This window comes from Pantoea sp. paga, from assembly GCF_007558755.1.
GTDB lineage: Bacteria > Pseudomonadota > Gammaproteobacteria > Enterobacterales > Enterobacteriaceae > Pantoea > Pantoea agglomerans.
The window spans coordinates 111736-135995 of sequence record NZ_VLTF01000003.1; the positions used below are offsets into that span (position 1 = coordinate 111736).

A 24260-nucleotide genomic window follows, 5' to 3' on the forward strand; every position below is an offset into this window, starting at 1 on the left:
TGATGCTATAAAATCCGGGTAAATATCAGGGATGTAATTATGAAAAGAATAATTGCTTTAACTGCCACATTGGCCGTTTCAGGATGCCATATGAGCACAAATCACATCCGGCAAAAGGGAATTAAGACTCCCGACGCGCCAGAGATTAAAAGTCAGTGTGAATCTCAGACACCACAGCAAACTCAAGAGCGTGAAACTCAGCTTTGGCTCTGCCAGGCTGTTACAGCAATACAATATCGGTTTTTCGATGCAGATAATTATCGCGGTAAAACATGTGATGTAAGGATCAGGCAGCCGGAAGGCGAGCCTCCGATAAGCATCAACGTTCAGGGCGGAGATCCAGCTCTGTGCGCTGCTGCAATTGAAGCAATTAAACAAGCTGCAAATGCCCACACTTTTCCAAAGAGACCCGCCTTTATGAAGGATGAAATTCCGATACATTTTGCTCCGCAATAAGATTACACAGCTAAGGAAAGTGTTAAGCGTTGCACTTAAAAGTCTAAACGCACAATCCCATAAGGCACCATGCTGCTCTGAAGCTATACCGTCAGATACCGGCTGTTAAAACGTAAGGTGCAGATGTGCACCGCGATGCAGTTATCCGTTGTCAGCAGCGGACAGCAAACTCTTACTCCGGTACAAGTTCCATTCAGCCCAGCAATTTTCAGGATTGATATCGAAGTAACCGCGGCATTCAGCCATGGCGAGAGCAACATCACGCGGCACTTCGATAGTTGTGGCATTATCACGGATGCTGCTGACTTCCTGCTCAGTAAGCGGGCTTCCTTTTTCATTCTCAATTTTCATCAGTAATGGGATGAGGGCAGGTATAAAAACTATGCTCATGAGTCATTTCTCATATTATTAAAGGTTTGTGTCGCTACGAAGTCACTAAAATATGACCTCTCCGGAGTGCGGTAAGTGGCATTCTGTAAAATTTGTCTTTCTGAAAATATCAATTCATCGTCGTTTCATTGCTGCATGGCTTGAAAATCAATTAACACCGCTCAGACATACAGGCAGGTTTGTATAGCCGGGCTGGCTTGTCATAGATAAGGGTGAACATGTCGGCGCCATATTCTGGCTAACCGGCTGAGACTGGGGCTGATTTTGATACTGGCTGTCATCGTTGTTCGTTGAGGATTTTCTTGCGGCCTGACGGCCCTTCTCACGCACGTAGGATGACGTGTAGTTATGGGCCTGGTATGCGCCGTAACCTGCTGCGCCCGCTGTAGCATATCTGGCCGTTCGCCTGGCGCTGGAATATCTCTTCTTGATTCTGGGTGTCGTTGTTTGTGATGAATAACCTGAACTAAAACTATGGCTGTAGCTTCTATGCCCACCCCCACCACGATGGCCGCGCGCATCAGCTGTAAACGAGGCCGCAATCAGTGATGCCATAGCCAGAGTTAAAATAGTTCCCTTCATTACGGCTCCAGTTTTTTTATATTCATTAATTATGTTCTCGTCAAAAATCACGATATCTTCAGCAAGATAAACAATTTTTTTTTAGATTTATTTAACTCGTTCAACGCTGCGCTATCCTTATGAGAGGAGGTGCCCATGTGTGGACGGTTTGCGCAGTACAGCAGCAGAGACGATTACTTTGAATCCCTGGAGCTGAAGCCCGATGAAATCACTTATGACCCAGAGCCCATAGACCGCTTTAACGTAGCTCCAGGCACCAAAGTACTCTTGCTCAATGAGCGGGATAATGAACTGCACTTTGATCCGGTTTACTGGGGTTACGGTCCGGAGTGGTGGGACAAACAACCGCTCATCAATGCACGTGGTGAAACCGCTGCGACGGGACGCATGTTCAAACCGCTGTGGGAGCATGGCCGCGCCATTGTTCCTGCCAATGGCTGGTATGAATGGAAGCGAGAGGGCGATAAAAAACAGCCTTACTTTATCTACCACAAAGAGAAAGAGCCGCTGTTCTTCGCCGCTATCGGCAAAGCTCCTTATGGTAAGGACCATGGGCATGAGGGTTTTGTTATCGTAACGGCAGCGAGCAATAAAGGCATGGTTGATATCCATGACCGACGCCCGCTGGTTTTAAGTGCGGATGCTGTACGCGAATGGCTCAGTGCCGAAACCACGTCGGAACGTGCTCAGGAAATTGCACATGAAGCCGCACTGCCTGAGAAGGACTTCACCTGGCATCCTGTTACAGCCAAAGTCGGGAACATCCACAATCAGGGTGAAGCGCTTATTAAAGAGATCAAGCCTGACTGAACAGGCCGATGAAGTGAGAGATTTACATAGTTTCCCGCACCGTTTCCCGATATAAAAACAGGATCACTCGTTTCTTAATCTGAGAGCGTTTATTTTGCAGCCAGACACTATGCGGTTGTTTCTTCGGCCAGTCACCCCATCAGATGCCGATGATCTTTACAGGATCTACGGCGACCCTGCGACGAATACGTTTAATCCCGCAGGCCCTCATCCGGATATCCAGCATTCACGGGAAGTGCTATCGCGCTCTATCAGTCACTGGGAATCAAATGGCTTCGGCAGTTGGGCTATCTCGCTTCGGGATAATCCAGAAAGAATCATCGGTTTTGGGGGATTGAACATCAGAAACTTTGCCGATATCACGATCAATAATCTGGGGTATCGTTTCTCCCCGGAAGCCTGGGGAAAAGGTCTGGCGACGGAATTTGCGAACTATGCGGTTTGTTATGGGTTCGAAGAAGTAAAACTCGCTGAGATTTCTGCAGTCGTAAGAGCAAATCATCTGGCTTCACAAAAGGTTCTGATTAACGCCGGCCTCCGGCATACCCGGGATATTAATGATGTGGAAAATGCGCCCGCAAGCATGCTGTTTACCCTGAGTCAGGATGAATGGAATCAAAAACGGGGGTGAGGAGGGTATCTCCTGTCCTGCTCAGTACCTATCGTTTCAGGTCAATCAGTGCGAGCTGTATATGATGCGCTATAAAGTCCGCTTTGAGCGCACTGTAGCGTTGAGCATCGTTGTTACAGAGTGATGCTGCTTCACGCTTTATCTCAGCATAGGTTGCTGCGATATCTCTGTTTTCTCTGAGGTAATCACGGAAAGCAAGGTGCCTTATTATCTGTTCGTCTCCAGCTGCAAACGCATGCACCTGATGGCTACGCCGTTCCCCACCCTTAATAAAATATCTGCGGCCTGAGATTCCATTCTCACCACAAGCAACGTATCCGGCGCTAATCATCGCAGCGTTACACCTGGCCAGTTCATTGATATCAGCAACCTCCAGCAGTATATCGATCACGGGTTTTGCTGAGAGGCCATAAACTGACGTACTGCCAATATGATGAATTGCCTTTGCTACTTCTCCCAGCAATGTCTGTAACAGTAGACTCTCAGCATTGAACGCCTCAGGCCATTTTTCATCGTAGGGCACTACGGCTATTGTTCGCATTAATATTGCCTCCTTTGAAACGTGTGTTTTGATATAACAGACTTCAATACGATTACCGGAAGTACACTGCGGCTTTTTTGTATGTCTCTCTCTTTGTTCAACCCCTTCAGTACTGAACGCTTCGGGATAATCTTTACCGCTCATGGAACCTCACTTGTCAGTCATCTCAAATGACGCTGAAGAGTCTGTTAAACCCCTGGTTCCACAAGCGAAGCTGGAATGAGTTTATCCCTATTCAGGCGGCAGGTCAGGAGAATAACACTCACTGTACTGATGGCATCCACCAGTGGCTTACCCTTTTACTCCACGCCAGAATTACCCCGTCTTACCCCTTTCATTACTGTAATTTTATTCCCCGCTGCCGATAACAGATCCAGTACCAGCGAGCCATAGAAGCGGAACGTCGGTGATAACCTATTAATTCAAACATCGGGGTCTCTATGTATCGCAACAAAAAAATAAAATTAAGCGTCATGCTCACTGCGGCATTCCTTACTGTCATCTTAACGGGCGTTTTTGTGACAGGATTTGCCGGATTTAAACTCAATACGGCCAGCGATCAGCAGGAATTGACGCGCGCGCGGCTGGGCGATCTTCAGGCACTCCAGACGCTGAAAGACAACTTAACCCAGCAAACGGCGCTTTTACTGTCCGTGGCATCAGGCACTCAGCCTCAGGCCGAGGAAAAATTAAAAACGCAGTTCTTTGCATTGCAGACCAACAGTGACAACACCACTGCGCATTTCCGGGAACTGATCAACGGTGCCAAAAGCATTCCGGGGATCAATCTTGCTGAAGTAGAAGAGGCTTCCACGCAATTAAATAAAATCGAAGTGGCAGCGGGTCCGCTTCATCAGGCAGAGCAAAACCTGTTTATGCAGAGCGCTACTCCGTTCCCGGAAAAACTCCGTGGTGAACTGATCCCTGCGCTTTCGCACTACCGCAATGCAGTAGATGGGATGGTTGATTATCAGGCAAGGGTAACGAGTAAAACGGCGGAAACGTCCACGCAGGCGCTCTCCGGTGTCTATATGACCCTGGCTGGCCTGACCACCCTGTTTGTTGTGATGGGATTTGTGATGAGTGGGCTGATTACCCGCTGGATCAAAATTCAGCTGGGTGGCGAACCTTCTCATGCGCAGGGCCTGGCCGCTGCGATTGCGGCGGGCGATTTGACGACAAAAGTCACCCTTCGTCAGGGGGATACCGTCAGCATGATGGCTTCTCTGGATAGCATGCAGAGCAATCTGCGCGACCTGGTCTCACAGATTAAAGACTCCTCCACTTCGGTCGCCATGGCAGCTGATGAAATTTCCCAGGGCAATACTGAACTCTCTTCCCGTACAGAGCAGCAGGCCGCCGCTTTGCAGGAAACCGCAGCCAGTATTGAACAGCTCACGGTTACAGTGAAAAGTAATGCAGCGGGCGCACAGCAGACCGCGGATTCAGCCCGTGAAACCGCTGCGCTGGCGCGTTCGGGTGAACACGATATGCAGCGCATGTCAGAGACGATGAATGATATTTCAAAAAGCGCGGTGAAAGTCCGGGATATTACCTCCGTTATCGAAGGGATTGCATTTCAGACCAACATTCTGGCGCTTAATGCGGCAGTCGAAGCCGCGCGAGCGGGCGAACAGGGCCGGGGTTTCGCCGTCGTCGCGGGTGAAGTCAGGACGCTGGCGCAGCGCAGTGCAACGGCAGCCAGAGATATTAAACATCTGATCGAAGAGGCTGTGGCGCAGGTTGAAAGTGGTGTTGTCGTGGCAACCGGGACCGGCAAGAGCATTCTTGATATCAATGCTATGGTCGGAAAACTCGCCGTCGCGATGGATAACATCTCACTCGCCTCAGCTGAACAGATGCAGGGCATTTCACAGGTCAGCATTGCGGTAAACGAGATGGATGGTGTGACGCAGAATAACGCCGCGCTGGTTGAGGAATCCTCTTCCGCATCACAGTCGCTTTCAGCCCAGGCACACGCTTTACGTGAAGCAGTGAATGCTTTTCGCATTTAAGCGCCTTGTTGATGGGATACTTTGAAAGATACGGGAGAAGCGCAGCTGATTTATCCGTTTGATATTGACGAAATGGATGACGGGGAGCGATTTCTTTCAGGTTAGTACAAGCCCTCCATTGGAGGGCTTTTCTTTTGGCGGACATTCCGGGACGCTCAGAGACTGAAATATTCAATGTAAACACATTGACCTCGCCCGTAAGTTTTAGCCTTTTGAAAAACAGGTTTTTTATGAGGGAAATCATGATAAATCACAAGATTAACCTCTACTTCCATGGGTCGGGCGCGGTTGAATTTAAATCAACACGTGGCATCACTGGCGTTTTACCATCGTAGAAAAATGCAGAGTTTGTGAAGGAGTAAACCTTACCCGTCATTTTAACAAGTATATGGTCATTAACCGCCGTTATGTCCGCATCGGCAGTATCAGCCTGAAGGAAAGGAGCCGTTTTAGTAATTACCTTCATGGGATTATCGAGTTGCTTATTCAGGTAGTAGCGATAAGTGTCGGAGTCTGTGGCACCTGCATCCTGATATTGAGTTATGTATAGCCAGACATCCCCGGAGAGTTGTTTCTGACGGATTAAACGGTCATCACGTGGCGCATTTTCGAAATACCACAGCATCCCAACGGTGATAACAATAATTATCAGGACAAGCGTTAATGTCCGATGCCCCCACTTAATAGCGGTGTCTATTTGCATAATCAATCCCCTGCTGAATCCAATACTGGTCGCGCGGGTCATCTCCATACGGGATATCCTGGTACCAATGCCCCCATCGAGGCTCAACTGTTCCCGCCCGGCTTTGTGCCCAGCCAGCACCCCGTAACAATATTTCTTCAGGTATTCCGGCAACAACGCCCGTGGCACCATAGTTAAAATTACCAAAATTTTGGTAGCTTGCCCCCTGCTGTTTATAGTCCCACGGTCCTTTATTGCGAACCTGCTGATAGAACCAGAAGTAAACAGGCGGTGAAGCCATATTGCGCGGCATGCCGCGGTAACGAGCTTCCTGAAGGTTTTTTGTTAATAATGAGAAGCCTCCAGGGGGCATGAGCGGAATTACAGCCATAATATTGTGTCTTCCTGACAAAATTGATAAGGCAAACTAACCTTATCAGATATCGTCAGGCATGGCATCTCTGCCTGACAGGCAATAATACCGGGCTGAACTCTGGATGACATTACCTGTAGAAATTTATGTAAGAGGGAGTTAAATGGCGGCAGGAATGTTTTTTCCTGCATCGGTCTGTCTGAGACTGGCTTTATCATTAGTCCGATAAGTGCAGGCATGCGCGACAAAAACAGGGCTGGTCTGTACCCTTCAGCCAGCACTCTCATGAAGCTGAGCCCCCCAGCTAAAAAAAATTAAAATTTTTTGCATCCGTTTTCGCTGCTCATTCGTATTAACAGATAAGGGCGCTCTCGCCCTGTCCGTTAACTCAATGAGGGAAGTGAAAATGAAACCATTCCTGCCAACTCTGATTTTTTCTGCATTAGTCTTCAGTGGCGCCACTTACGCGGCGAGCATGGACAGCGACACGGTGATGGTCGGCGGTGCCGCCATGTACCCATCGAAAAATATTGTTGAGAATGCTGTTAACTCGAAAGACCACACCACGCTGGTGGCCGCCGTTAAAGCCGCCGGGCTGGTCCCGACACTTGAAGGGAAGGGGCCGTTTACCGTTTTTGCGCCCACCAATGCCGCCTTTGAAAAACTGCCTAAGGGCACGGTCGACTCCCTGCTTAAGCCAGAAAATAAACAAAAACTCACCAGTGTCCTGACCTATCACGTGGTCGCAGGAAAACTGGACATGAAAGCGCTGGAGAAAAAAATCAAAGCGGGAGGAGGCAAAGCCGAGCTGAAAACGGTCAATGGCGAATCACTGTGGGTGATGGCAAATGGCCCGCACAACATTCAGCTTAAAGATGCTCAGGGCAATGTTGCCAGTATCACTACGTATGATGTGAATCAGAGTAACGGTGTGATTGACGTTATTGATACCGTGCTGATGCCGTAAAGCGTTACCTATACTGTGTGTAGCCACTGATCGGGTGGCTACACCTTTAACAGGGAAGCCGATGACAAAAAATGTGCCCCATATTCAGGCCGATTTAATGAATCAGATAGCCGTCGGCGATAAAGCTGCTCTTGAGCAGCTTTATCGCGTTCTGTCGCCCCGACTCTATGGGATCATCCTGCGGATGGTGAGACGCCGGGACTGGGCAGAAGAGATCCTGCACGATACGTTTATCCATATCTGGCAGTCGGCAAATTATTACGACGATAAGCGCAGTGAGCCGCATATCTGGCTCAGCCACATCGCCAGAAATCGGGCGATTGACTTCCTCCGTAAACATGAAAACAGAAGCTGTTCCGTGGATGATATCAGCGAAGCGGAAGCGGGTTTCCAGACACCACTTCCTGCCGATGCAAGTCATGCGGAGGCGCGTCGCCTTCAGCACTGTATGGCGCACTTACCCTCAGAACAGCGACAAAGCATTTCGCTCGCTTATTATCGTGGCCTCTCACAGAGTGAGATTGCGCTCTCCATGAGTCAGCCGGAAGGGACGGTGAAAAGCTGGATCCGTCGCGCGTTAATCCATCTTCGGGAGTGCATAGGCTTATGACCAGTCAGGAACAACATGATCTTACTGCCGCGGAATATGTGCTTGGTCTTACCGACGATGTGACCCGTCATCGGCTGGATAAACGCCTCAATGACGATTCAGTATTCGCCGCGGAGGTGCTGAACTGGCAGAAAGCGTTCAGCGGCATTGATCTGCTCACTCACGCCGTTATCCCGTCTTCTGCGGTCTGGCAGCAGATTGAGCAGGATCTTGGCCCGAATACTGGCGTCTCTGGCACGACATCAATCCGCAGGCATCCTGGCTTCTGGCTTGGCTGGGGCCTGGCGGCGGCAATGGCTGGCGTCCTCATTTTCACCCATTTAAGCAAGCCGGATACCCCACAGTCTCTGCAGCCGATTGCGGTACTCAGCGGCGCACAGCCCGATGCACAGTTTGTGGTGAATCTGGATAAGTCAGCTTCACTCCTTCAGGTTTCGGCACTGAATATCACGCTGCCGGAGAATAAAAACCTGCAGCTCTGGCTGATCAGGGGCAGTGCTCCGCCACAATCTCTGGGGTTGATCAATCACCGCGACAGTAATGTTTTCCGGTTACCCGCTGGCGAGTTAGATAATCAGACGGTACTGGCGGTGAGTCTGGAGCCGGTGGGAGGGTCTACGCTCAGCGGGCCGTCCGGTCCGGTGATTTTCCAGGGCAAAGTCACGTTGCTTTAATCTTCAGGGCGCGGGTTCACGGGCCGGGATTAAGCGGCAAAGGGGAGTGGATGGTTTTTCGAATGGCAAACCTCATCCTCTTGCCTTAACCAAATCAGGGGGAATGACAAAAGAATGGAAATCAGAGCGGCGTTGGAGTCTGATGCGGCAGGCATCAGTGAGCTGATACAGCTTGTGTCTATGCAATGTAATTTTTCAGAGACAGAGCCCTGTCCGCAATGGTTCATCGAGAGCACAAAACCCGATGTGCTTCAGCCGTTGATTGTTTCAGATGACTATCTCTGGCTGATTGCCGTGGAAAGAGGTGAGGTGACAGGCGTACTCACCCTTTTCGAAGGCAATTTAGTTAAATACCTTTTTGTACATCCGAAATTTCAGCGAAAAGGGGTAGCGAGGGCACTCTGGCAGCGGGCGATTCCCGAACTGCGTTCAGAAATCAGCGTACGGTCTTCACTCTTTGCCATCCCTTTTTATGAGAAAAGGGAATTTAAAAAAGTCGGGGAGGTGAAGTTTTTTAACGGTGTATCATTCCAGACAATGATCGCTCAGCTCTGAATTAAAAAAGAGATTTTAAGTTCTCTTTTTCTGCAATAAAACGGCCCGGCCACGCATTTATCAAACCCGCTTTGAGGGTGAGTGAAACCGGGCCAACCCGCCTTCTTTATTTATACCCGCGTATATTCCCAGTATTCAACTCACTGACTTTCAGCGCCATTGCTGCCCGCTAATGCTATATCGGACGCGTGATTTGCAGCGTTTTTACACTTCATCAGCCTCTTTTTACGCCTTTTTTACAGGCCGTTCGGTTTAATTAAAGACATCAGGCGTTTACGTGACAACGTTACACGATGGCAGTCACAACCCGATTTACGCAAAAAGCGTCTGCAGGTATTAAGTGGACGGGATGCACATTCATGAGTGGTTTTCTCCAGTTTATTATCCGACCTCCGATTAACAGCCGCTGGCTGCCAGGCACTGTTGCCTCTCCGCAGCGGGTTCTTAAGGAACACACCATGTCAGGCCTTATCCTTGTTTCTCATAATCAATGTCAACGATCGACGCTTAATGCAATTTATGACGGCATCCTTTCCCGTCAGGGAGGCGTCTGGATTAGCTGGGATGGTGAAAGCAGGGTGATGCCTCACGATGCGCCAAGACCCTACGCCGTGCAGCAGATGAGCCAGTATGAAACCGTGACCTTCCCGTATACGCCGGGCGAGCTTAATGAGGGGTACCACAATTATATTCATAAAGGGCTCTGGCCTGTTTTTCATCAGCGTCCGGACATAGCCCGTTTTTCCGCCAGCGGCTATCAGGAATATAAAAACATCAATAAAACCTATGCACGCGCCATCTGCGAAAATGCCACACCCGACGATGTTATCTGGATTCAGGATTATCACCTGCTTGGCTGTGCCACTTATCTTCGTGAAGAGGGGCTGACTAACTCAGTGGGTATTTTTCTGCATCAGCCTTTCCCGGCTGGCAGAATGTTTGAAACCATACCCGAATGGCGCTGGTTCACTGACTCTCTGTTATGTTGTGACCTGATTGGCTTTCAGACCGTGCAGGATATGAATAACTTCCTGGTCTGGCTGGAGAGCGAATTCCGTATAGAACGGCTGGAGGCGCAAAACTTTCGTGTTCATGGCCGGATTATCAGGGTGGGTGTGTTTCCGGTCGGAATTGACCTTGACGATGTCCAGTCTCTGCGTGAGAGCAACAGCTGTGCTTACATGGAAATGCAGTGCCGCGAAAGCCTGCCCGAAAATACCGTGCTCAGCGGCGGCCATCTTGATGAGAGTTCAGGTCTGCCTTACCGGATCAGCACTATGGAAGTGTTGCTGCGAAGACATGATTGCTATCAGAAAAATATCACGGTGTTGCAGTTGGCGCCTCCGGCAGCCGGACAGGCACATGATGCGTCAGAACTCGGTCACGCTCTGGAGGCATTGTGCGGGGAGCTTAATGGCGTGCATGGCACAATGAACTGGTATCCGGTGAACTATCTGACGCACGCCTACAGCCGGGAAGAGCAGGCCGGTATCTATCGTGCCTCGCGCGTCGCGCTGGTGACGCCGTTAATGGCGGGCATGAGTCTGATGGCCAAAATGTATATCGCCTTACAGGACCCGAAAAATCCCGGGGTGCTTATCCTCTCGCAGTTTGCCGGTGCAGCCGAGCAGATGGAGGGTGCCATTATCGTCAATCCTTATGATCCTGATGCAATGGCCAGTGCGGTACATCGCGCATTGCAGATGCCGTTACACGAACGGCGGTGTCTGCATGCCCGTCTGATGAAGGGACTGCATATGCACAACAGCCATCACTGGGCTGAGTCGTTTTTGCGCATGCTGAACGCTGAGCCAGCAGCCCCGGAAGCCTTGCCGTCGCCTGCATTTTTTCCGCACCTGAGCAGTAGCCGGGCGCGGTATTGAGGTTTATAGGTTAAAACGGCGATTTTAAAAGGGATGGTGTGGACGTCAAACAGCATCACGCTGATATAGAGCGGGGCAGGTAAAAATTTTACCTGCTTATTCATGTGCTCTTTGAATTTGCACTCGATAATATGAGGTTAAGGTTCTCATCGAACGAAGGCGTCACTACAGGTCTTAGCTTCCCGTGAGGGCAGCTATTCAGGTTCGTTCTGTCATCACGCTACGCAGTTCCTCTCTGAGCCAGCGCAGTGGCAAATCGTTATCAAACCGTTTATGCCAGAGCAGTGACAGGGCTATTTCCGGTGTTTCAACGGGTACCGGGCTACAGCATAAGCCGTAATGCGTTACCCACTCAACCGACAGCCCGGCGGGAACAGTGGCTAACGCGGGTGCGCACGCCAGCAGCGGAGGCAGAGAAGAAAAATGCGGCGTCACGTAGCGAATCGAACGTGCCTTTCCTGATGCCGCAAGCTGGTCATCGATGGCGCTCCAGTTCGCCCCTCGATAGGAAACCAGCAGATGATCATGCGCCACATAATCCTCCAGCGTCAGCGGTGCACGCAACGAAAGCTGTTCCGGGTGCCACAACGTACAAAAGTTGTGTGACACAATCTTCTCGCGCTGGAGCGTGGCGGGTGTGCTCTCGCCAACCGAAATGGCAAGATCGATCTCTCCACGCGCGACCAGTTCTGCATCCCGGAAGGGATCGCTGGCCGTGACCTGAAGCGTCACGCCGGGAGCGGTGCGTGTGATGCGCGCATACAGTCCCGGCATCAGCCAGCGTTCAACCCAGTCGCTCATCCCCAGCCGAAAAACATGTGTCGCCTCAGAAGGCGTGAAGGATACTGGCTGAAACAGTACGTTCTGCATCTGTGCCATTAAAGGTCCCAGCTCAGCGATCAGCGCTTCAGCACGCGGGGTTGGCTCCATGCCTTTCGCCGTGCGCACAAACAGTGGATCGCTGAACATGACCCGCAACCGGGCCAGTGCATTACTGACCGCTGGCTGACCCAGATGCAGCTTTTCTGCCGCACGTGACACGCTGCCTTCCCGCTTCAGAACTAACAGCACCGTCAGTAAATTCAGGTCGATTCGATGAAAATCATTTTCTCTGATAGTGAGCATCAGTTTAATCAATTTGAGTGATAAAGATTGCGTAAGGATACTGCCCACCACGTTGTGATGAAACTTTCTGGAGAGATATTTATGAAAATTTTACTGATGCTGGTGGCGTCTCTTATTGCGTTCAGTCCGGTCTATGCTGCCGAACAGACCTCTGCACGGGATCAGCAAGCTCCGGGTTATTACCGGATGACATTGGGGAAATTACGCATTACCGCAGTTTCGGACGGCACGGTGACCGTTCCCCTGAATAAATTACTGACTAACATTTCGCCTGAAAAACTAAACCAGGAAATGGCCAGAGATTCGATGACGCCGCAGGCCGAAACATCAATCAATGCCTTCGTTATTGATAATGGTAAACAGCGCATTTTAGTCGATACCGGAGCCGGTGAGCTTTTTGGACACAATGGCGGACATCTGCTGACTAATCTGGCCGCCGCTGGCTATCCGGCAGAATCGATCGATGCCGTACTTTTAACCCATATTCATGCCGATCATTCAGGCGGTGTTTCACGCGCGGGCAAGCCTGCTTTTCCAAAGGCCGAAGTGTTCGTAGATAAACGGGATGTCGATTTCTGGCTTAATCCGGCTAACGTCAGCAGGGTAGAGGCGAGTCAGGTTCATACCTTTGCAGAGTCTGAACGGACTCTTCGCCCGGTCATCAATGCTGGCCTGCTTAAAACGTTTATGGCACCAGCCACATTACCGGGGGGAATCCGTGCAGAGTCGACAGCCGGCCACACGCCGGGCAGCGTACTTTATCGGGTAGAGAGTGAAGGACAGTCCCTGGTGCTGTGGGGAGATATCATCCATGCCAAAGCGGTGCAAATGCCCGATCCTGAAGTAGCCATCCATTTTGATGTGAATCAGAAGCAGGCTATCACTACACGTGAAAGGGTACTGAAACAGGCTGCAGATCAGGGCTACTGGGTGGCTGCGGCGCATATCGCCTTCCCGGGCCTGGGCCATGTTCAGCATGAAGGTAACGCTTATCGCTGGGTACCTGCTAATTACACCACGCAGCTCGGGCAGTAAGGTTTTTTAATTTAGCGGCAAGCGGAACGGCATCATCACTCTCTGCTAATCGCCGGACGTCAGCTGTTCTGGTGTTATGCCGCTAATCATTCAGGTCGTCGCAGCAAATCAGGCACATTTTTTCTGAAAGCACGGTAGTCGATTTTCCAGGCATTCAGCTTGTTGTATAACGCCGTTCGTGAGATCCCCAGCAGTTGCGCCGACTGCCGCAGATTTCCCTGTTGTTCACTGACAATCTGTAAAATATGCATGCGCTCCAGGTTGTGCAGTGAGGATGGCATATCCCCGGCAACCTCATTAATTGAGACTTTCTGCAGCGATTCGGGCAAATCGGTTCGGGTAATCTCTAGCCCTTCACTCAGATTGACCACACGCTCGATCACATTTTCCAGTTCCCGAACGTTTCCCGGCCAGTTCCAGGATTGCAGACATGCCATTGCGTCTGGCGCGACCACCGGCGGAATACGCTTCAGACGCGTGCAGAGTGCCTGAATAAAAATGTTAACCAGCTCCGGAATATCTTCGCGACGATCGCGCAGCGGCGGGATCTCCAGTGAAATCACATTCAGGCGGTAATAGAGATCGCGCCGGAATGCGTTTTTCTCAACGGCTTCAGGCAGATTACAGTGGGTAGCCACAATAATACGCACATTCACTTTAACGGGCTGCGCTGCGCCGATACGCAGCACTTCGCTCTCCTGCAAAACACGCAACAGGCTGGTTTGCGCTTCGAGCGGCATCTCACCAATCTCATCAAGGAACAGGGTGCCGCCGTCAGCCAGTTCAAACTTGCCCGCTGAACCGCCACGACGCGAACCGGTGAAGGCGCCATCGGCATAGCCAAACAGTTCGCTTTGCACCAGGTCGCGCGGTATTGCGCCGCAGTTCAGGGCGATAAATGCTTCATGCTGACGGGGACTGGCATTATGAATGGCCTGAGCAAACAACTCTTTGCCGGTCCCGCTTTCGCCGCTGAGTAGCACCGTGCTGTCGGTGCGGCTGCTGACGCGTGCCTTATGGATCGCCTGCTGCAGGGGCGGCGAGTGGCCGCGGATCATTTCAAAGGTGTAACTGGCGTTTACGCCCATTACCCGCCGTGTAATGGCGCGGATACGCTGATTTTCACGCAGTGACAGCACGCGCCCGCCATCCGGTGCGGGCATTAAAGATATCAGGCAGGATAGGGGATCAAGGCCTTCCGGCCTGAACTGCAGCTCAAGGTCATTGCAAAAAGGCATCGTCAGTAGTGATCCGCCCTGCGGTTGCAGCAGTGCGTCAATGGGGGTGTCGTGTGGATCCAGCCCGCTGAAAATCTGGCGTGCATAGCGGTTAAGGGTTTTGATGCGGCCCTGTTTATCACAGACAATAACGCCCTCATTCAGCGTCTCCAGAATGGACTGCTGTTCAGCCAGCAGGCGTCGAAGCGTCAGCTGCTGCCCGACAGCTTCTGCTGCCGCCTGGACCGTTCCCAGAGTATGAGCATTAAAATTCTCCGGCGTGGCGGTCAGAGTCAGCACACCAACCAACTGGCCGCTGTCATCGCGGACCGGTGCCGCCGCGCACTGTCGGCGGCGTTTGCGCAGATCAAACTTCCAGTTCTCACCGCTCAGCACGTACACCAGCCGCTGTTCAATCAGGCAGCGCGCGGTACAGTTAGTGCCCAGTACCTCTTCACGCAGAATACTGCCGACGGGTGTCAGGTCGGCACCGCAAAAATGCAGCGTCACGCCCTGCGCGTCGGTAAGGTTAATGTGACCGTCCGGATTATAGGCGAGCAAATTTTCCATAATGCTACGCGCCACAAGAATCAGTTCAGCATTGTTCTCAAGAATCGCAGTCAGCTCACTGTCCGGCGGGGCGGTATAGATAAAGCGGTGTGGATCAATACCGTACTGCTGCGAACGCTGCCATGAATGCAAAATACTCTGTCGCAGCGCGGGTGGCTGTTCGCCCTGGGTAAAGCTCTGCCAGCTCTGCCACAACAGCGCGTCCCAGCTGTCAGCATCCTCTCTATCCGGCAGGCTGAAAATCGCATCGCTCTCATCTCTTAATAACCGTTGCTGATTCACCGGCCGTTCCCTCCAGGTTAAATGTCCATTTTATTGACATGTGAAGTTGACATGTAAACTTTGTTGCCGATTTGTGATCAGATACCGTGCCCATGCTCACAAAATTTCCCGGATTTTGGTTGGCATCTCCTTTGCAATGGTTGATGCCGTGATGTGAATCAAACAAGCCAAGGGAAATAAGTTGTTATGCGCAAACATAATTTACGCCTGATTCTGTTTATCTGTGCCATTGCCTCACTCAGTGGCGTGATTCTGGGTTATGACGCTTCAGTGATTTCCGGCGTTATCGATCCGCTGACAGAACATCTGAATTTAACTCCCTGGGAAAGTGGCTGGGCAGTATCAAATGTCATTCTCGGCTGCATCGCTGGCGCATGGGGCGTTGGCTTCATTTCAGATCGTATCGGCCGCAAATCGACACTAATCGTCACCGCCATACTCTTTGTGCTCTCTGCGGTGGGCGCGGCGCTGGCCAGTTCTTTGACAGATTTTGTTATCTGGCGACTGATCGGCGGGCTGGCGGTCGGGATGGCCTCTGCGATTACGCCGCTTTATATCGCGGAAGTTTCACCGAAAGACTGGCGGGGCCGCATGCTCGGCCTGCAACAAATGCTGATGGTCGGCGGACAGGTGGCGGTTTATATCGTGAATTACCTGATAGCACGCGGTATGCCACATCAGTGGATTGTCAGTGAAGGCTGGCGCTGGATGCTGGCCTCCGGCGTGGTGCCCTGTGCGCTATTCCTGCTGCTGGTACCATTTATGCCTGAGTCGCCGCGCTGGCTGGCGCTGAACGGTAAAAAAGATCGCGCCCTCGACGTGCTGACCCGTCTTTCGAATGCGCAGCACGCCGAGCGACTGTTACAGGAGATCCTGACATCGAGTCAGCATGATAACGCCCGGACCAGCCAGCGCGGCATCCTGCGTGACGCGCGGGCACGCTATATCCTGCTGGTTGGCTGTGCCATTGCCATTTTGCAGCAGATCTCCGGTATCAACATCCTGCTCTATTACGCGCCGTCACTCTTACAAAACATCACCGGCAGTACCCAGTCTTCCCTGTTTCACAGCATCTTCCTTGGCCTTGCGCTGCTGGCTGGCGTGGCCGTTTGTCTGAGTACCATCGATCGTCTGGGCCGGACGCTGCTGCTGCGCTGGGGGGCACTGGGATGTGCGCTCTCGATGGTCTTCACCGCCTGGGCATTTATCGCCGATGCTGGTGGATTGCTGCCGGTGATTGGGCTGTTAGCCTTCGTACTGATATTTGGCCTTTCCTGGAGCCTGGGTGCCTGGCTGCTGATCTCTGAAATCTTTCCTAATCGTATTCGTGCCGTGGCGATGGGCTTTGCGTTTGCCTCAATGTACGTCGCGAATTTTATCGTTACCCAAAGCTTCCCGATGATGAACCGCAGCCGGGTGCTGATGGAACACTTTCATGGTGCCTTCCCGCTGATGTTGTGTGCGGTGGGATCGCTTATCGCGTTCTGGTTTGTCCGCCGCTTTTTACCGGAAACCCGGGGCGTTTCACTTGAGCATATTGAGCCACTGATGCTCTCCAAATCCCGTCGTTTCGCCGCTGATGCGCAACGATCTGATCAACACCCGTCCTCGCCCGCCTGGGCTAAAGCGAAATAATAAGGAGTTTTTATGAACCATCAAACAGTGCGTGTGGGTTTAATTGGCGCAGGCCGCATGGGCAGTTTTCATGCCGAAAATCTGGCCTGGCGCGTGCCTGGCGCCACCCTGGCAGCCGTGGCCGATCCGTTCCCCGGCGCGGCGGAAAAGCTCGCCAGCCGGCTTCGGGTCAGCAAAGCGTACAGCAATCTGCATGCGCTGCTGCAGGATGATGAAATTGACGCCATTGCGATTGCGGCTCCTGCCCGGACACATGCAGAGTGGGTGATCGCTGCGGCCAATGCCGGCAAACATGTGTTCTGTGAAAAGCCGATGGCTGTGACGCTGGAGGAGGCCGATCGCGCTATCGCGGCGGCAAAACAGGCAGGCGTTGTGTTACAGGTAGGCTTTAATCGCCGCTTTGATTCCGGCTTTGCGGCGGCGATTGCGGCGGTGAAAAACGGCGAGAATGGGTCGACGCAGCTCAGCCGATCTGTAACCCGTGACCCGGGCCTGAACGATCCCGCCCCGATTCCGCAGTGGACAATTTTCCTTGAAACCCTCATTCACGATTTTGACACCCTGCTGCACTTCAATCACGGCGCGAAGCCGGTTGAAGTCTATGCGCTGGCCGATGCACTGGTGCGGCCAGATTTCAAAGATAAAGGTCTGCTGGATACCTCGGTTGTCACTATTCGCTTTGATAACGGCGCCATCGCGATTGCTGAGGCAAACTTTCAGGCGGTGTATGGCTACGACGTGCGTGGCGAGGTCTTTGGCAGTAAAGGCATGCTTCAGGCGGGCCACATCAATGCCAATCACTGCGTGCGTTACACCGCCAGCGGAATTGCGGTGGATACGTCACGACTGGATTCAGATCTGCTGCGCGAAGCGTACGTGGCAGAAATGAGTGAGTTTGCCCGCTGTATCCGCAGCGGTGAAACGCCCCGCGCCACCGGCGAAGACGCGCGAAACGCGCTGGAAATCGCGCTGGCCTGTATCGAATCTGTGCAGCGCAACCTGCCCGTTAAGCTGGGAGTTCGCTGATGGCTGGTTATCAACTTTCCGTATGCGCTGAAATGGTATTTCTGGAACTGCCGTTTGTTGAGCGCGTAAAACGCATTCATGAACTGGGTTTTGGCGTCGAAATCTGGGGATGGGCCAGCAAGGATATCGATGCGCTGGTCGCGACCGGTGCACGCTTTACCTCTATGACCGGTTATCTGAGCGGTAATCTGACGGATGAGACGGAAATCCAGCAACTGCTGCAAAGCGCTGAAGCGTCGCTGGCCGTAGCTGCACGTCTCGGCTGTCCGGTACTGAATCTGCATGGCACCGGGCTTGACGATCGCGGTCTGCCGGTAAAACCCGTGACAACGGTAACGGGCGCAATGTGGCTGAAGGCCGCCGATACGTTGCGGCAGGTTGCGCTTCTCGGCGAACGAGCCGGGCGGGTTTTCACTCTCGAAAACCTTAACCTGCCGGTCGATCATCCAGGCACACCCTTTGCCCTGGCGTCTGAGACGCTGGCGCTGGTCGAAGCGGTCAACAGCCCGGCACTGAAGATGAATCTGGATCTCTACCATGCACAAATTGGCGAAGGCAATCTGATTGAGCTGCTGCGGCGCTGCGGCTCCGCTATCGGAGAAATCCAGGTTGCCGATGTACCTGGCCGCCAGCAGCCGGGCACCGGGGAAATCAATTACCGTGCTATCGCCCGGACGCTACAGGAGATGGGTTACAGCGGCACAGTAGCCATGGAAGGCTGGGCCAGCGGCGATAGCACAGCGGCTATCCAGCAGTTCCGCGATCACTTTACGTTGTAAGCGCAGTGCGTCGGGTATCTGCCTGTTGCCCGACGCAAAATAAAGTTAATGAAAACAATAACAACCTCAACCCTACAGGAACACACTATGAACATCAGAAACCTCCTTCTTTGCCTATGCGTCCTGCTGTTTAGTGTCGGTGGCAATGCCAAAACTCTTACCGTTGGCGTCGCGCTGGCTAACTTCGATCTTAACTTTGTCTCTATTCTTCGAACCCGCATGCAACAGGAGCTGAAATCCAGCCAGCTCAACAGCCAGTTTGTCGATGCGAAAGGTGATGTCGCGCTGCAGGTGCAGCAGGTAGATGACTTTATCAACCAGGGCGTAGACGCCATTATTCTTAATCCGGTCGATACCCAGGGCGTTTTACCGATGATCAACGCTGCAAAAAAGGCCGGTATCCCGCTGGTTTTTGTGAACCGGAAACCGGAAGTGAAATTGCCCGAAAACATGGCGTACGTCGGCTCTGATTCGGCGCTGGGTGGTGAAATGCAGATGGAAGCACTGGCAAAAAAAATGAACTACAAAGGCAATGTGGCCATTCTGATGGGGGCGCTGTCGAATGAAGAGGCACGTGAGCGCACCCGCGCTGTGGAAGCCGTTATCAGCAAATATAAGAACATGAAAGTCATTGAGAAACAGACGGCGAAATGGCAGCGCAATGAAGCGGTAGATGTCGTGTCAGGCTGGCTGCTGAATCAGCGTCCGATTGATGCCATCGCCGCAAATAACGATGAGATGGCAATCGGTGCCATCATGGCGTTAAGCCAGGCGAAGAATGAAAAAATTCTTGTGGCCGGTATCGACGGAACACCGGACGGTCAGCAGTTCATTAAAAACGGCAAGATGGCGCTAACTATTTTTCAGGATGCCAGAGGCCAGGCCACGGGTGCAGTCCAGGTGACCAAAGCGCTGCTGGATAAGAAGAAAGTTGAGACGCTTAACTGGGTGCCTTATAAGCTGATTACGCCTGAGAATTACCAAAGCTTCTCTGCTGAGAATGCAGGATAATTTCTGGTTCAGAAATAACGTTAACCTCTCCTGTTGTTCACATGAAAGTAAATGACCGCATCTGACAAAAACGGACATGCGCGCGAGTTCAGGACCGCTTTAATTAAAAACGGAAAGCTGGCGTGCATATATTGTCAGTTTGCGGTTCTGATGTGTTCTCGCTTTATTCCTTTCAGATGTTGTCGCGATCAGCTCAAAGTAGTTTGCCGCTCAGATTTGGCCATCCAAGAAAATTTCCCACAACGCTTCTACCGCGCGGGACATCCTCGCTGCGGGTCTGAACAGCCGGATCTCTATGGGTATCCAGAGTGCGCTCTCGTTATTAGCTGCTACGGCAATCGAGCCAGCTTCAACATCCGGCGCTGCCAGTGTTTCCGGCAGCCAGGCAACGCCATCTCCGGCTTTAACCATGGCGAGTAATGTGGCAGCAAGATCGGCCGTGAAAGCGATATCCATTCCACGTCTGGCCCGGTTAACCTGTGAGGTATTAGACAGGATGCGGCCCAGGCCGGACTCTGCAGAATAGGAGAGGAAAGGAAACTTTTTACCGCCTGACGCATGGAATATAGGCTCACGCGTTGTCGGATCGCATCGTGAATACGGCTGTAAAACTTCCCGTCCAAGCCGGACGCTGAGATATTTCGACTGATCGAGATGGATGTGCATATGAGGATGGTAATAAGAAAGCAGAAATTGCGCGTTACCTTTCTCAATCATGCGCTCGCAGGCACTTAAAGTGTCAGACAGCAGGCGAAATGATCCGAAGCGGGCAATTTTTTCGTTGTTCCGCATCAGTGCCGGAAAAAAAGAAAATGACAGCGCGTGCGTGGCGGAAAAAATAACATCCGGCCTGGCTTCTCCTGCGGCCTCGATAGATTCACTCCTCAGTGTATAAAGCGCACGAATAAGTTCCGGCACCTGCTTGACGAAAACCTCTCCGGCGCGGGTCAGGCTGACACCCCGACGGTTTCTTTCAAAAATCGGCGTGCCAAGCCACTCTTCAAGCGAGACGATTCTGCGGCTGAATGCAGGCTGTGTCACATATCGTGAAGCTGCCGCTCGGGAAAAATTGAGTGATTGCGCCAGCGCAATACAGTCTTCAAGCCAGGTTAACTCCAGGTGATGCCGATTTTGCATTACAGGCTGCCTCTTTGGCATTAGAACGGAATCCTTGTACTGCTTAGGATAATAGCAGACAGGACAATCAGGTCCCTTACACTACGTCACTTCATTATGCTGATGAATGCCGATAAACAGATGGCATGACATAACTGATTGCGTAGGTATTTTAGTAAAACAGTCTTTGACTGAGAACTACCGGAGAGATCATGCGCATTCTTGATGTTGTAGAAATTACCAAACCCATTGCTTCCCCTATTCGTAACGCGTATATCGATTTCAGCAAGATGACGACAAGCCTGGTCGCCGTTGTGACAGATGTTGAAGTCGACGGGCGCCGCGTAGTGGGATACGGCTTTAACTCTAACGGCCGTTATGGCCAGGGTGGCCTGATCCGGGAACGCTTCCGCGATCGCATCCTGGAAGCCGATCCTGAAAGCCTGCTGAATGCCAAAGGTAACAACCTGGATCCGCATAAAGTCTGGGCTGTGATGATGAGTAACGAAAAGCCTGGCGGTCATGGCGAGCGTTCTGTTGCGGTGGGAACCCTGGACATGGCCATCTGGGATGCAACGGCAAAAATCGCAAACAAGCCACTGTTCCGCCTGCTGGCCGAAATGAAGGGCGTTGAGGCTAATCCGCGCGTCTTTGTCTATGCGGCTGGGGGTTATTACTATCCAGGTAAAGACCTTGGCGCACTGCGACAGGAAATGCGTGGCTACCTGAACCGCGGCTATAACGTTGTGAAAATGAAAATCGGTGGTGCCTCTCTGGACGAAGACCGCCGCCGTATTGAGGCCGTACTGGAGGAAATCGGCAGCGAAGCGCGCCTCGCCGTTGATGCTAATGGTCGCTTTGATCTGGAAACCGGTATTGCCTACGCAAAAATGCTGCGTGAATTCCCGCTCTTTTGGTACGAAGAGGTTGGCGATCCGCTCGATTATTCTCTGCAGGCAGCCCTGTCGGAGTTCTATCCAGGCGCAATGGCAACGGGCGAAAACCTCTTTTCTCATCAGGACGCGCGAAACCTGCTGCGATATGGCGGTATGCGTCCGGATCGCGACTATCTGCAATTTGACTGCGCGCTCTCCTATGGGCTGGTTGAGTATCTGCGCACACTGGATGTGCTGGAGCAGTTTGGCTGGTCACCGTCACGCTGCATACCTCATGGCGGCCATCAGATGTCCCTGAATATCGCCGCAGGCCTCGGTCTGGGTGGTAACGAAAGCTATCCTGATCTGTTCCAGCCTTACGGCGGTTTCCCGGACTCGGTAAAAGTTGAAGATGGCCATATTATTATGCCTGAACTGCCGGGTATCGGATTCGAAGGCAAATCAGACCTTATTAAAGAAATGCGGGCGCTGGCTGAATAAGTTTTCGCTTACATTACGGCATATTTAATGTCACTGCGCCCCTCGTTAAGCCGAGGGGCTGCAGGAAAATATCAACCTCTTAATTAATCTGACGCCTCAGGAAGAATAAATTTATCTGAATCTAAGAGGAGAGTACGTTATTTAACTTGCAAGCGGTAGCATTATTAATGATTTCTGGATGAAGGGCTGACTTTGATTCAGGCACAACATCTTCTTGTGGGTATATCAGCTAACCGTTGAATTATCGACATTCAGATATTCTTGTCGGATTAAATATAAACTGGGAATCCTTATAAATATCAAGCGCTTAGAGGCGTTCATGAATCCTGGTGCCCGGCCTGTTTATCCGCGCCTTTTGCTTTCAGACTGCTCATTTCTCCGTTACTTACTTCGGGTAATGAATAAAAAACATTTTGACTGATATTCAGATGGATTTGAAGTCAGCATTTCCTCCCCCTGCCACAGTGTTAAATGAGGAAGTTATTATGAGTGAGAAAACTCTCAAGGGTAATGCGCTTATCGGAAATAAACGCTGGACAATCATATTACCTGCCGTATTCATCATGTATACCATTTCATTTTTTGATCGGGTGAATATAGGCATGGCGCTGCCCCATATAACAGCTGAAATGGGCCTGAGTCCTGTTGAAGCCGGCTGGCTTGGCGGCGCATTTGCCTGGGGTTACGTCGCCACACAATTTACTGCAGGATGGCTGGCTCTCCGTTTTGGATCGCGGAAAATAATAGGTATCAGCCTGTTTCTGTTTGGGGCCTGCGCAATGCTTACCGGCCTGACGCGTAATTTCGGTGAACTGGTAGCGATCCGTTTCTTACTGGGCATCGCTGAAGGTCCAATCCAGGCCGCCACGGCCATGTTCCTGGCCCAGTGGTTTATGAAACCTGAGCGGGGGCGTGCATTCGGAATCTGGAATCTTAGCCTGGGTGCGGGCGCGTTTCTGGCCGGTCCGATATCTGGCTGGATCCTTGCACATCATAACTGGCGCATGATGATGGTGATTGAAGGTGCACCGGCCTGGCTGTTCTGCATCATCTGGTTTTATCTGGTTCCTAAAAGTATTCAGGCCGCTGGCTGGCTGAGTGCCGAAGATCGGGATTATATCCAGAAAGACCTGGCCGCTGAGCAGTCAAACTACAGGAATGAGAAATCCGATCGCTGGTGGACCATTCTCAAAATACCGGCCCTCTGGCTGATGCTGATCGGCTACTCCCTGCATAGCATGCTCGCTTACGGTTTTACGCTCTGGCTGCCGACAGCTCTCAAAGGGTATGGCACGCTCAGTGAATTTATGGTTGGTCTCATCAGCGGGATGCCTTTCCTGATGACGATGCTGGGCATCTGGTATATCACCCGGCGTTCAGATAAGTACAACCAGGAGCGACGACTGCATGCCGCTATTCCCACCGTCCTCTGTGGTGTGGCATTACTGGCTGCTGCCTTTGTGCCGCTGTCATATTACTGGGCTCAGATAGGTTTGTTCATGTTTGTCGGCCTGACAATGAAGATGCTGGTGCCGCTGGTTTACGTCAGGCTGACTGAAATTCTCCCGACAAAGAAAGCGGTTCCTGCGGTGGCTTTTGTCGGCGCATGCAGCAACTTCATTGGACAGTTTGGCGGCCCCCTTGTTGCCGGATACCTCAAGCATCTGGGTGGCGGTAGTGATATGACGCTGGCATGGGGTGTTCTGGGGCTGTTCTCAATTGTGGGTGGCGTGCTGTTTGCCCTTGCCGTGGGACGTGAGGAACGTATCCGGGACTTCAGCAAGGCATTCTCTGTGTCTTCAAACAGAGCAGTATCAACACGTCAATAATAAAGCGGAATCTTCACACGGGCATCGGACGCCCGATCAGGCAGGATGCGCGGATCAGCATTAAGTACTCTTGTGCACCTGTGGAATTAT

Annotated in this window: 24 protein-coding genes; 16 read left to right on the top strand and 8 right to left on the bottom strand. The window is 51.8% G+C overall.

From position 1 onward, the window contains the following. Positions 1 to 39 precede the first annotated feature (39 nt). A complete protein-coding gene (locus FOV68_RS10400) occupies positions 40 to 456 on the top strand; it encodes a cell envelope integrity TolA C-terminal domain-containing protein (RefSeq protein ID WP_227028325.1) in 417 nt (138 codons plus the stop codon). Positions 457 to 597: 141 nt separating this feature from the next. Here FOV68_RS10400 and FOV68_RS10405 read toward each other — a convergent pair whose 3' ends face one another. Continuing rightward, positions 598 to 846: a hypothetical protein gene (locus tag FOV68_RS10405; RefSeq protein ID WP_064703951.1), complete on the bottom strand. Its 249-nt coding sequence runs from the start codon at positions 844 to 846 to the stop codon at positions 598 to 600. A gap of 147 nt (positions 847 to 993) precedes the next feature. Further along, positions 994 to 1428, bottom strand: coding sequence for a hypothetical protein (locus tag FOV68_RS10410; protein ID WP_143990776.1), 435 nt, complete (start codon positions 1426 to 1428; stop codon positions 994 to 996). 135 nt (positions 1429 to 1563) lie between these two features. Between FOV68_RS10410 and FOV68_RS10415 the strand changes: the two genes are divergently transcribed. Continuing rightward, positions 1564 to 2238: an SOS response-associated peptidase family protein gene (locus tag FOV68_RS10415; RefSeq protein ID WP_010670430.1), complete on the top strand. Its 675-nt coding sequence runs from the start codon at positions 1564 to 1566 to the stop codon at positions 2236 to 2238. Between the two features lie 109 nt (positions 2239 to 2347). Continuing rightward, on the top strand, positions 2348 to 2869 hold the full coding sequence (locus FOV68_RS10420) for a GNAT family N-acetyltransferase (RefSeq protein ID WP_370513281.1): 522 nt from the start codon (positions 2348 to 2350) through the stop codon (positions 2867 to 2869). Positions 2870 to 2897: 28 nt separating this feature from the next. Here the strand turns inward: FOV68_RS10420 and FOV68_RS10425 are convergent, their stop codons facing one another. After that, positions 2898 to 3410: a GrpB family protein gene (locus FOV68_RS10425; protein WP_109651502.1), complete on the bottom strand. Its 513-nt coding sequence runs from the start codon at positions 3408 to 3410 to the stop codon at positions 2898 to 2900. 440 nt (positions 3411 to 3850) lie between these two features. On the opposite strand from FOV68_RS10425, the gene FOV68_RS10430 reads away from it, so the two are divergent. Further along, positions 3851 to 5425: a methyl-accepting chemotaxis protein gene (locus tag FOV68_RS10430; RefSeq protein WP_143990778.1), complete on the top strand. Its 1575-nt coding sequence runs from the start codon at positions 3851 to 3853 to the stop codon at positions 5423 to 5425. 265 nt (positions 5426 to 5690) lie between these two features. Here the strand turns inward: FOV68_RS10430 and FOV68_RS10435 are convergent, their stop codons facing one another. Both FOV68_RS10435 and FOV68_RS10440 read right to left on the bottom strand, forming a co-directional pair. Then, positions 5691 to 6128, bottom strand: a complete 438-nt coding sequence (locus FOV68_RS10435; RefSeq protein ID WP_031591659.1) for a hypothetical protein — start codon at positions 6126 to 6128, stop codon at positions 5691 to 5693. Beyond that, positions 6106 to 6498, bottom strand: a complete 393-nt coding sequence (locus FOV68_RS10440; protein ID WP_071941153.1) for a polymorphic toxin type 44 domain-containing protein — start codon at positions 6496 to 6498, stop codon at positions 6106 to 6108. The genes FOV68_RS10435 and FOV68_RS10440 overlap by 23 nt, the downstream gene beginning before the upstream one ends. Before the next feature lie 388 nt (positions 6499 to 6886). Between FOV68_RS10440 and FOV68_RS10445 the strand changes: the two genes are divergently transcribed. The 5 genes from FOV68_RS10445 (at position 6887) to FOV68_RS10465 (ending at position 11169) form a co-directional block, all read left to right on the top strand. Next, a complete protein-coding gene (locus FOV68_RS10445; protein ID WP_010247012.1) occupies positions 6887 to 7447 on the top strand; it encodes a fasciclin domain-containing protein in 561 nt (186 codons plus the stop codon). Between the two features lie 61 nt (positions 7448 to 7508). Further along, the gene (locus tag FOV68_RS10450) at positions 7509 to 8057 is read left to right on the top strand and encodes a sigma-70 family RNA polymerase sigma factor (protein ID WP_143990779.1); all 549 of its coding nucleotides are present in this window, start codon (positions 7509 to 7511) and stop codon (positions 8055 to 8057) included. Beyond that, positions 8054 to 8731 (top strand): anti-sigma factor domain-containing protein, encoded by a 678-nt coding sequence (locus FOV68_RS10455; protein ID WP_143990780.1) that lies wholly within the window; start codon positions 8054 to 8056, stop codon positions 8729 to 8731. Before FOV68_RS10450 ends, FOV68_RS10455 begins: the two co-directional genes overlap by 4 nt. 114 nt (positions 8732 to 8845) lie before the next feature. Beyond that, positions 8846 to 9286, top strand: a complete 441-nt coding sequence (locus FOV68_RS10460; RefSeq protein ID WP_039389813.1) for a GNAT family N-acetyltransferase — start codon at positions 8846 to 8848, stop codon at positions 9284 to 9286. A gap of 458 nt (positions 9287 to 9744) precedes the next feature. Continuing rightward, entirely contained in the window at positions 9745 to 11169 is a 1425-nt protein-coding gene (locus FOV68_RS10465) for a trehalose-6-phosphate synthase (RefSeq protein ID WP_143990781.1), read from the top strand. Positions 11170 to 11367: 198 nt separating this feature from the next. On the opposite strand, the gene FOV68_RS10470 is transcribed toward FOV68_RS10465, so the two are convergent. Beyond that, entirely contained in the window at positions 11368 to 12294 is a 927-nt protein-coding gene (locus FOV68_RS10470) for a LysR family transcriptional regulator (RefSeq protein ID WP_039389985.1), read from the bottom strand. Positions 12295 to 12375: 81 nt separating this feature from the next. Between FOV68_RS10470 and FOV68_RS10475 the strand changes: the two genes are divergently transcribed. Continuing rightward, positions 12376 to 13329 (top strand): MBL fold metallo-hydrolase, encoded by a 954-nt coding sequence (locus FOV68_RS10475; protein WP_109651512.1) that lies wholly within the window; start codon positions 12376 to 12378, stop codon positions 13327 to 13329. A gap of 86 nt (positions 13330 to 13415) precedes the next feature. Here FOV68_RS10475 and FOV68_RS10480 read toward each other — a convergent pair whose 3' ends face one another. Next, a complete protein-coding gene (locus tag FOV68_RS10480) occupies positions 13416 to 15398 on the bottom strand; it encodes a sigma-54-dependent Fis family transcriptional regulator (protein ID WP_115064852.1) in 1983 nt (660 codons plus the stop codon). 186 nt (positions 15399 to 15584) lie between these two features. Between FOV68_RS10480 and FOV68_RS10485 the strand changes: the two genes are divergently transcribed. The 4 genes from FOV68_RS10485 (at position 15585) to FOV68_RS10500 (ending at position 19849) form a co-directional block, all read left to right on the top strand. Next, the gene (locus FOV68_RS10485; RefSeq protein WP_099257061.1) at positions 15585 to 17033 is read left to right on the top strand and encodes a sugar porter family MFS transporter; all 1449 of its coding nucleotides are present in this window, start codon (positions 15585 to 15587) and stop codon (positions 17031 to 17033) included. A gap of 12 nt (positions 17034 to 17045) precedes the next feature. Further along, the gene (locus FOV68_RS10490) at positions 17046 to 18059 is read left to right on the top strand and encodes a Gfo/Idh/MocA family oxidoreductase (RefSeq protein WP_143990782.1); all 1014 of its coding nucleotides are present in this window, start codon (positions 17046 to 17048) and stop codon (positions 18057 to 18059) included. Beyond that, complete coding sequence (locus FOV68_RS10495; protein WP_115064851.1) at positions 18059 to 18838, top strand: TIM barrel protein; 780 nt, start codon at positions 18059 to 18061, stop codon at positions 18836 to 18838. The genes FOV68_RS10490 and FOV68_RS10495 overlap by 1 nt, the downstream gene beginning before the upstream one ends. Before the next feature lie 87 nt (positions 18839 to 18925). Further along, positions 18926 to 19849 (top strand): substrate-binding domain-containing protein, encoded by a 924-nt coding sequence (locus FOV68_RS10500; RefSeq protein ID WP_143990783.1) that lies wholly within the window; start codon positions 18926 to 18928, stop codon positions 19847 to 19849. 210 nt (positions 19850 to 20059) lie between these two features. Here the strand turns inward: FOV68_RS10500 and FOV68_RS10505 are convergent, their stop codons facing one another. Then, complete coding sequence (locus FOV68_RS10505; RefSeq protein ID WP_143990784.1) at positions 20060 to 20986, bottom strand: LysR family transcriptional regulator; 927 nt, start codon at positions 20984 to 20986, stop codon at positions 20060 to 20062. 191 nt (positions 20987 to 21177) lie between these two features. Between FOV68_RS10505 and FOV68_RS10510 the strand changes: the two genes are divergently transcribed. After that, positions 21178 to 22341, top strand: coding sequence for a mandelate racemase/muconate lactonizing enzyme family protein (locus tag FOV68_RS10510; RefSeq protein ID WP_039389824.1), 1164 nt, complete (start codon positions 21178 to 21180; stop codon positions 22339 to 22341). 413 nt (positions 22342 to 22754) lie between these two features. Next, positions 22755 to 24170 (top strand): MFS transporter, encoded by a 1416-nt coding sequence (locus tag FOV68_RS10515; protein ID WP_255473662.1) that lies wholly within the window; start codon positions 22755 to 22757, stop codon positions 24168 to 24170. The last annotated feature ends 90 nt before the right edge of the window (positions 24171 to 24260 follow it).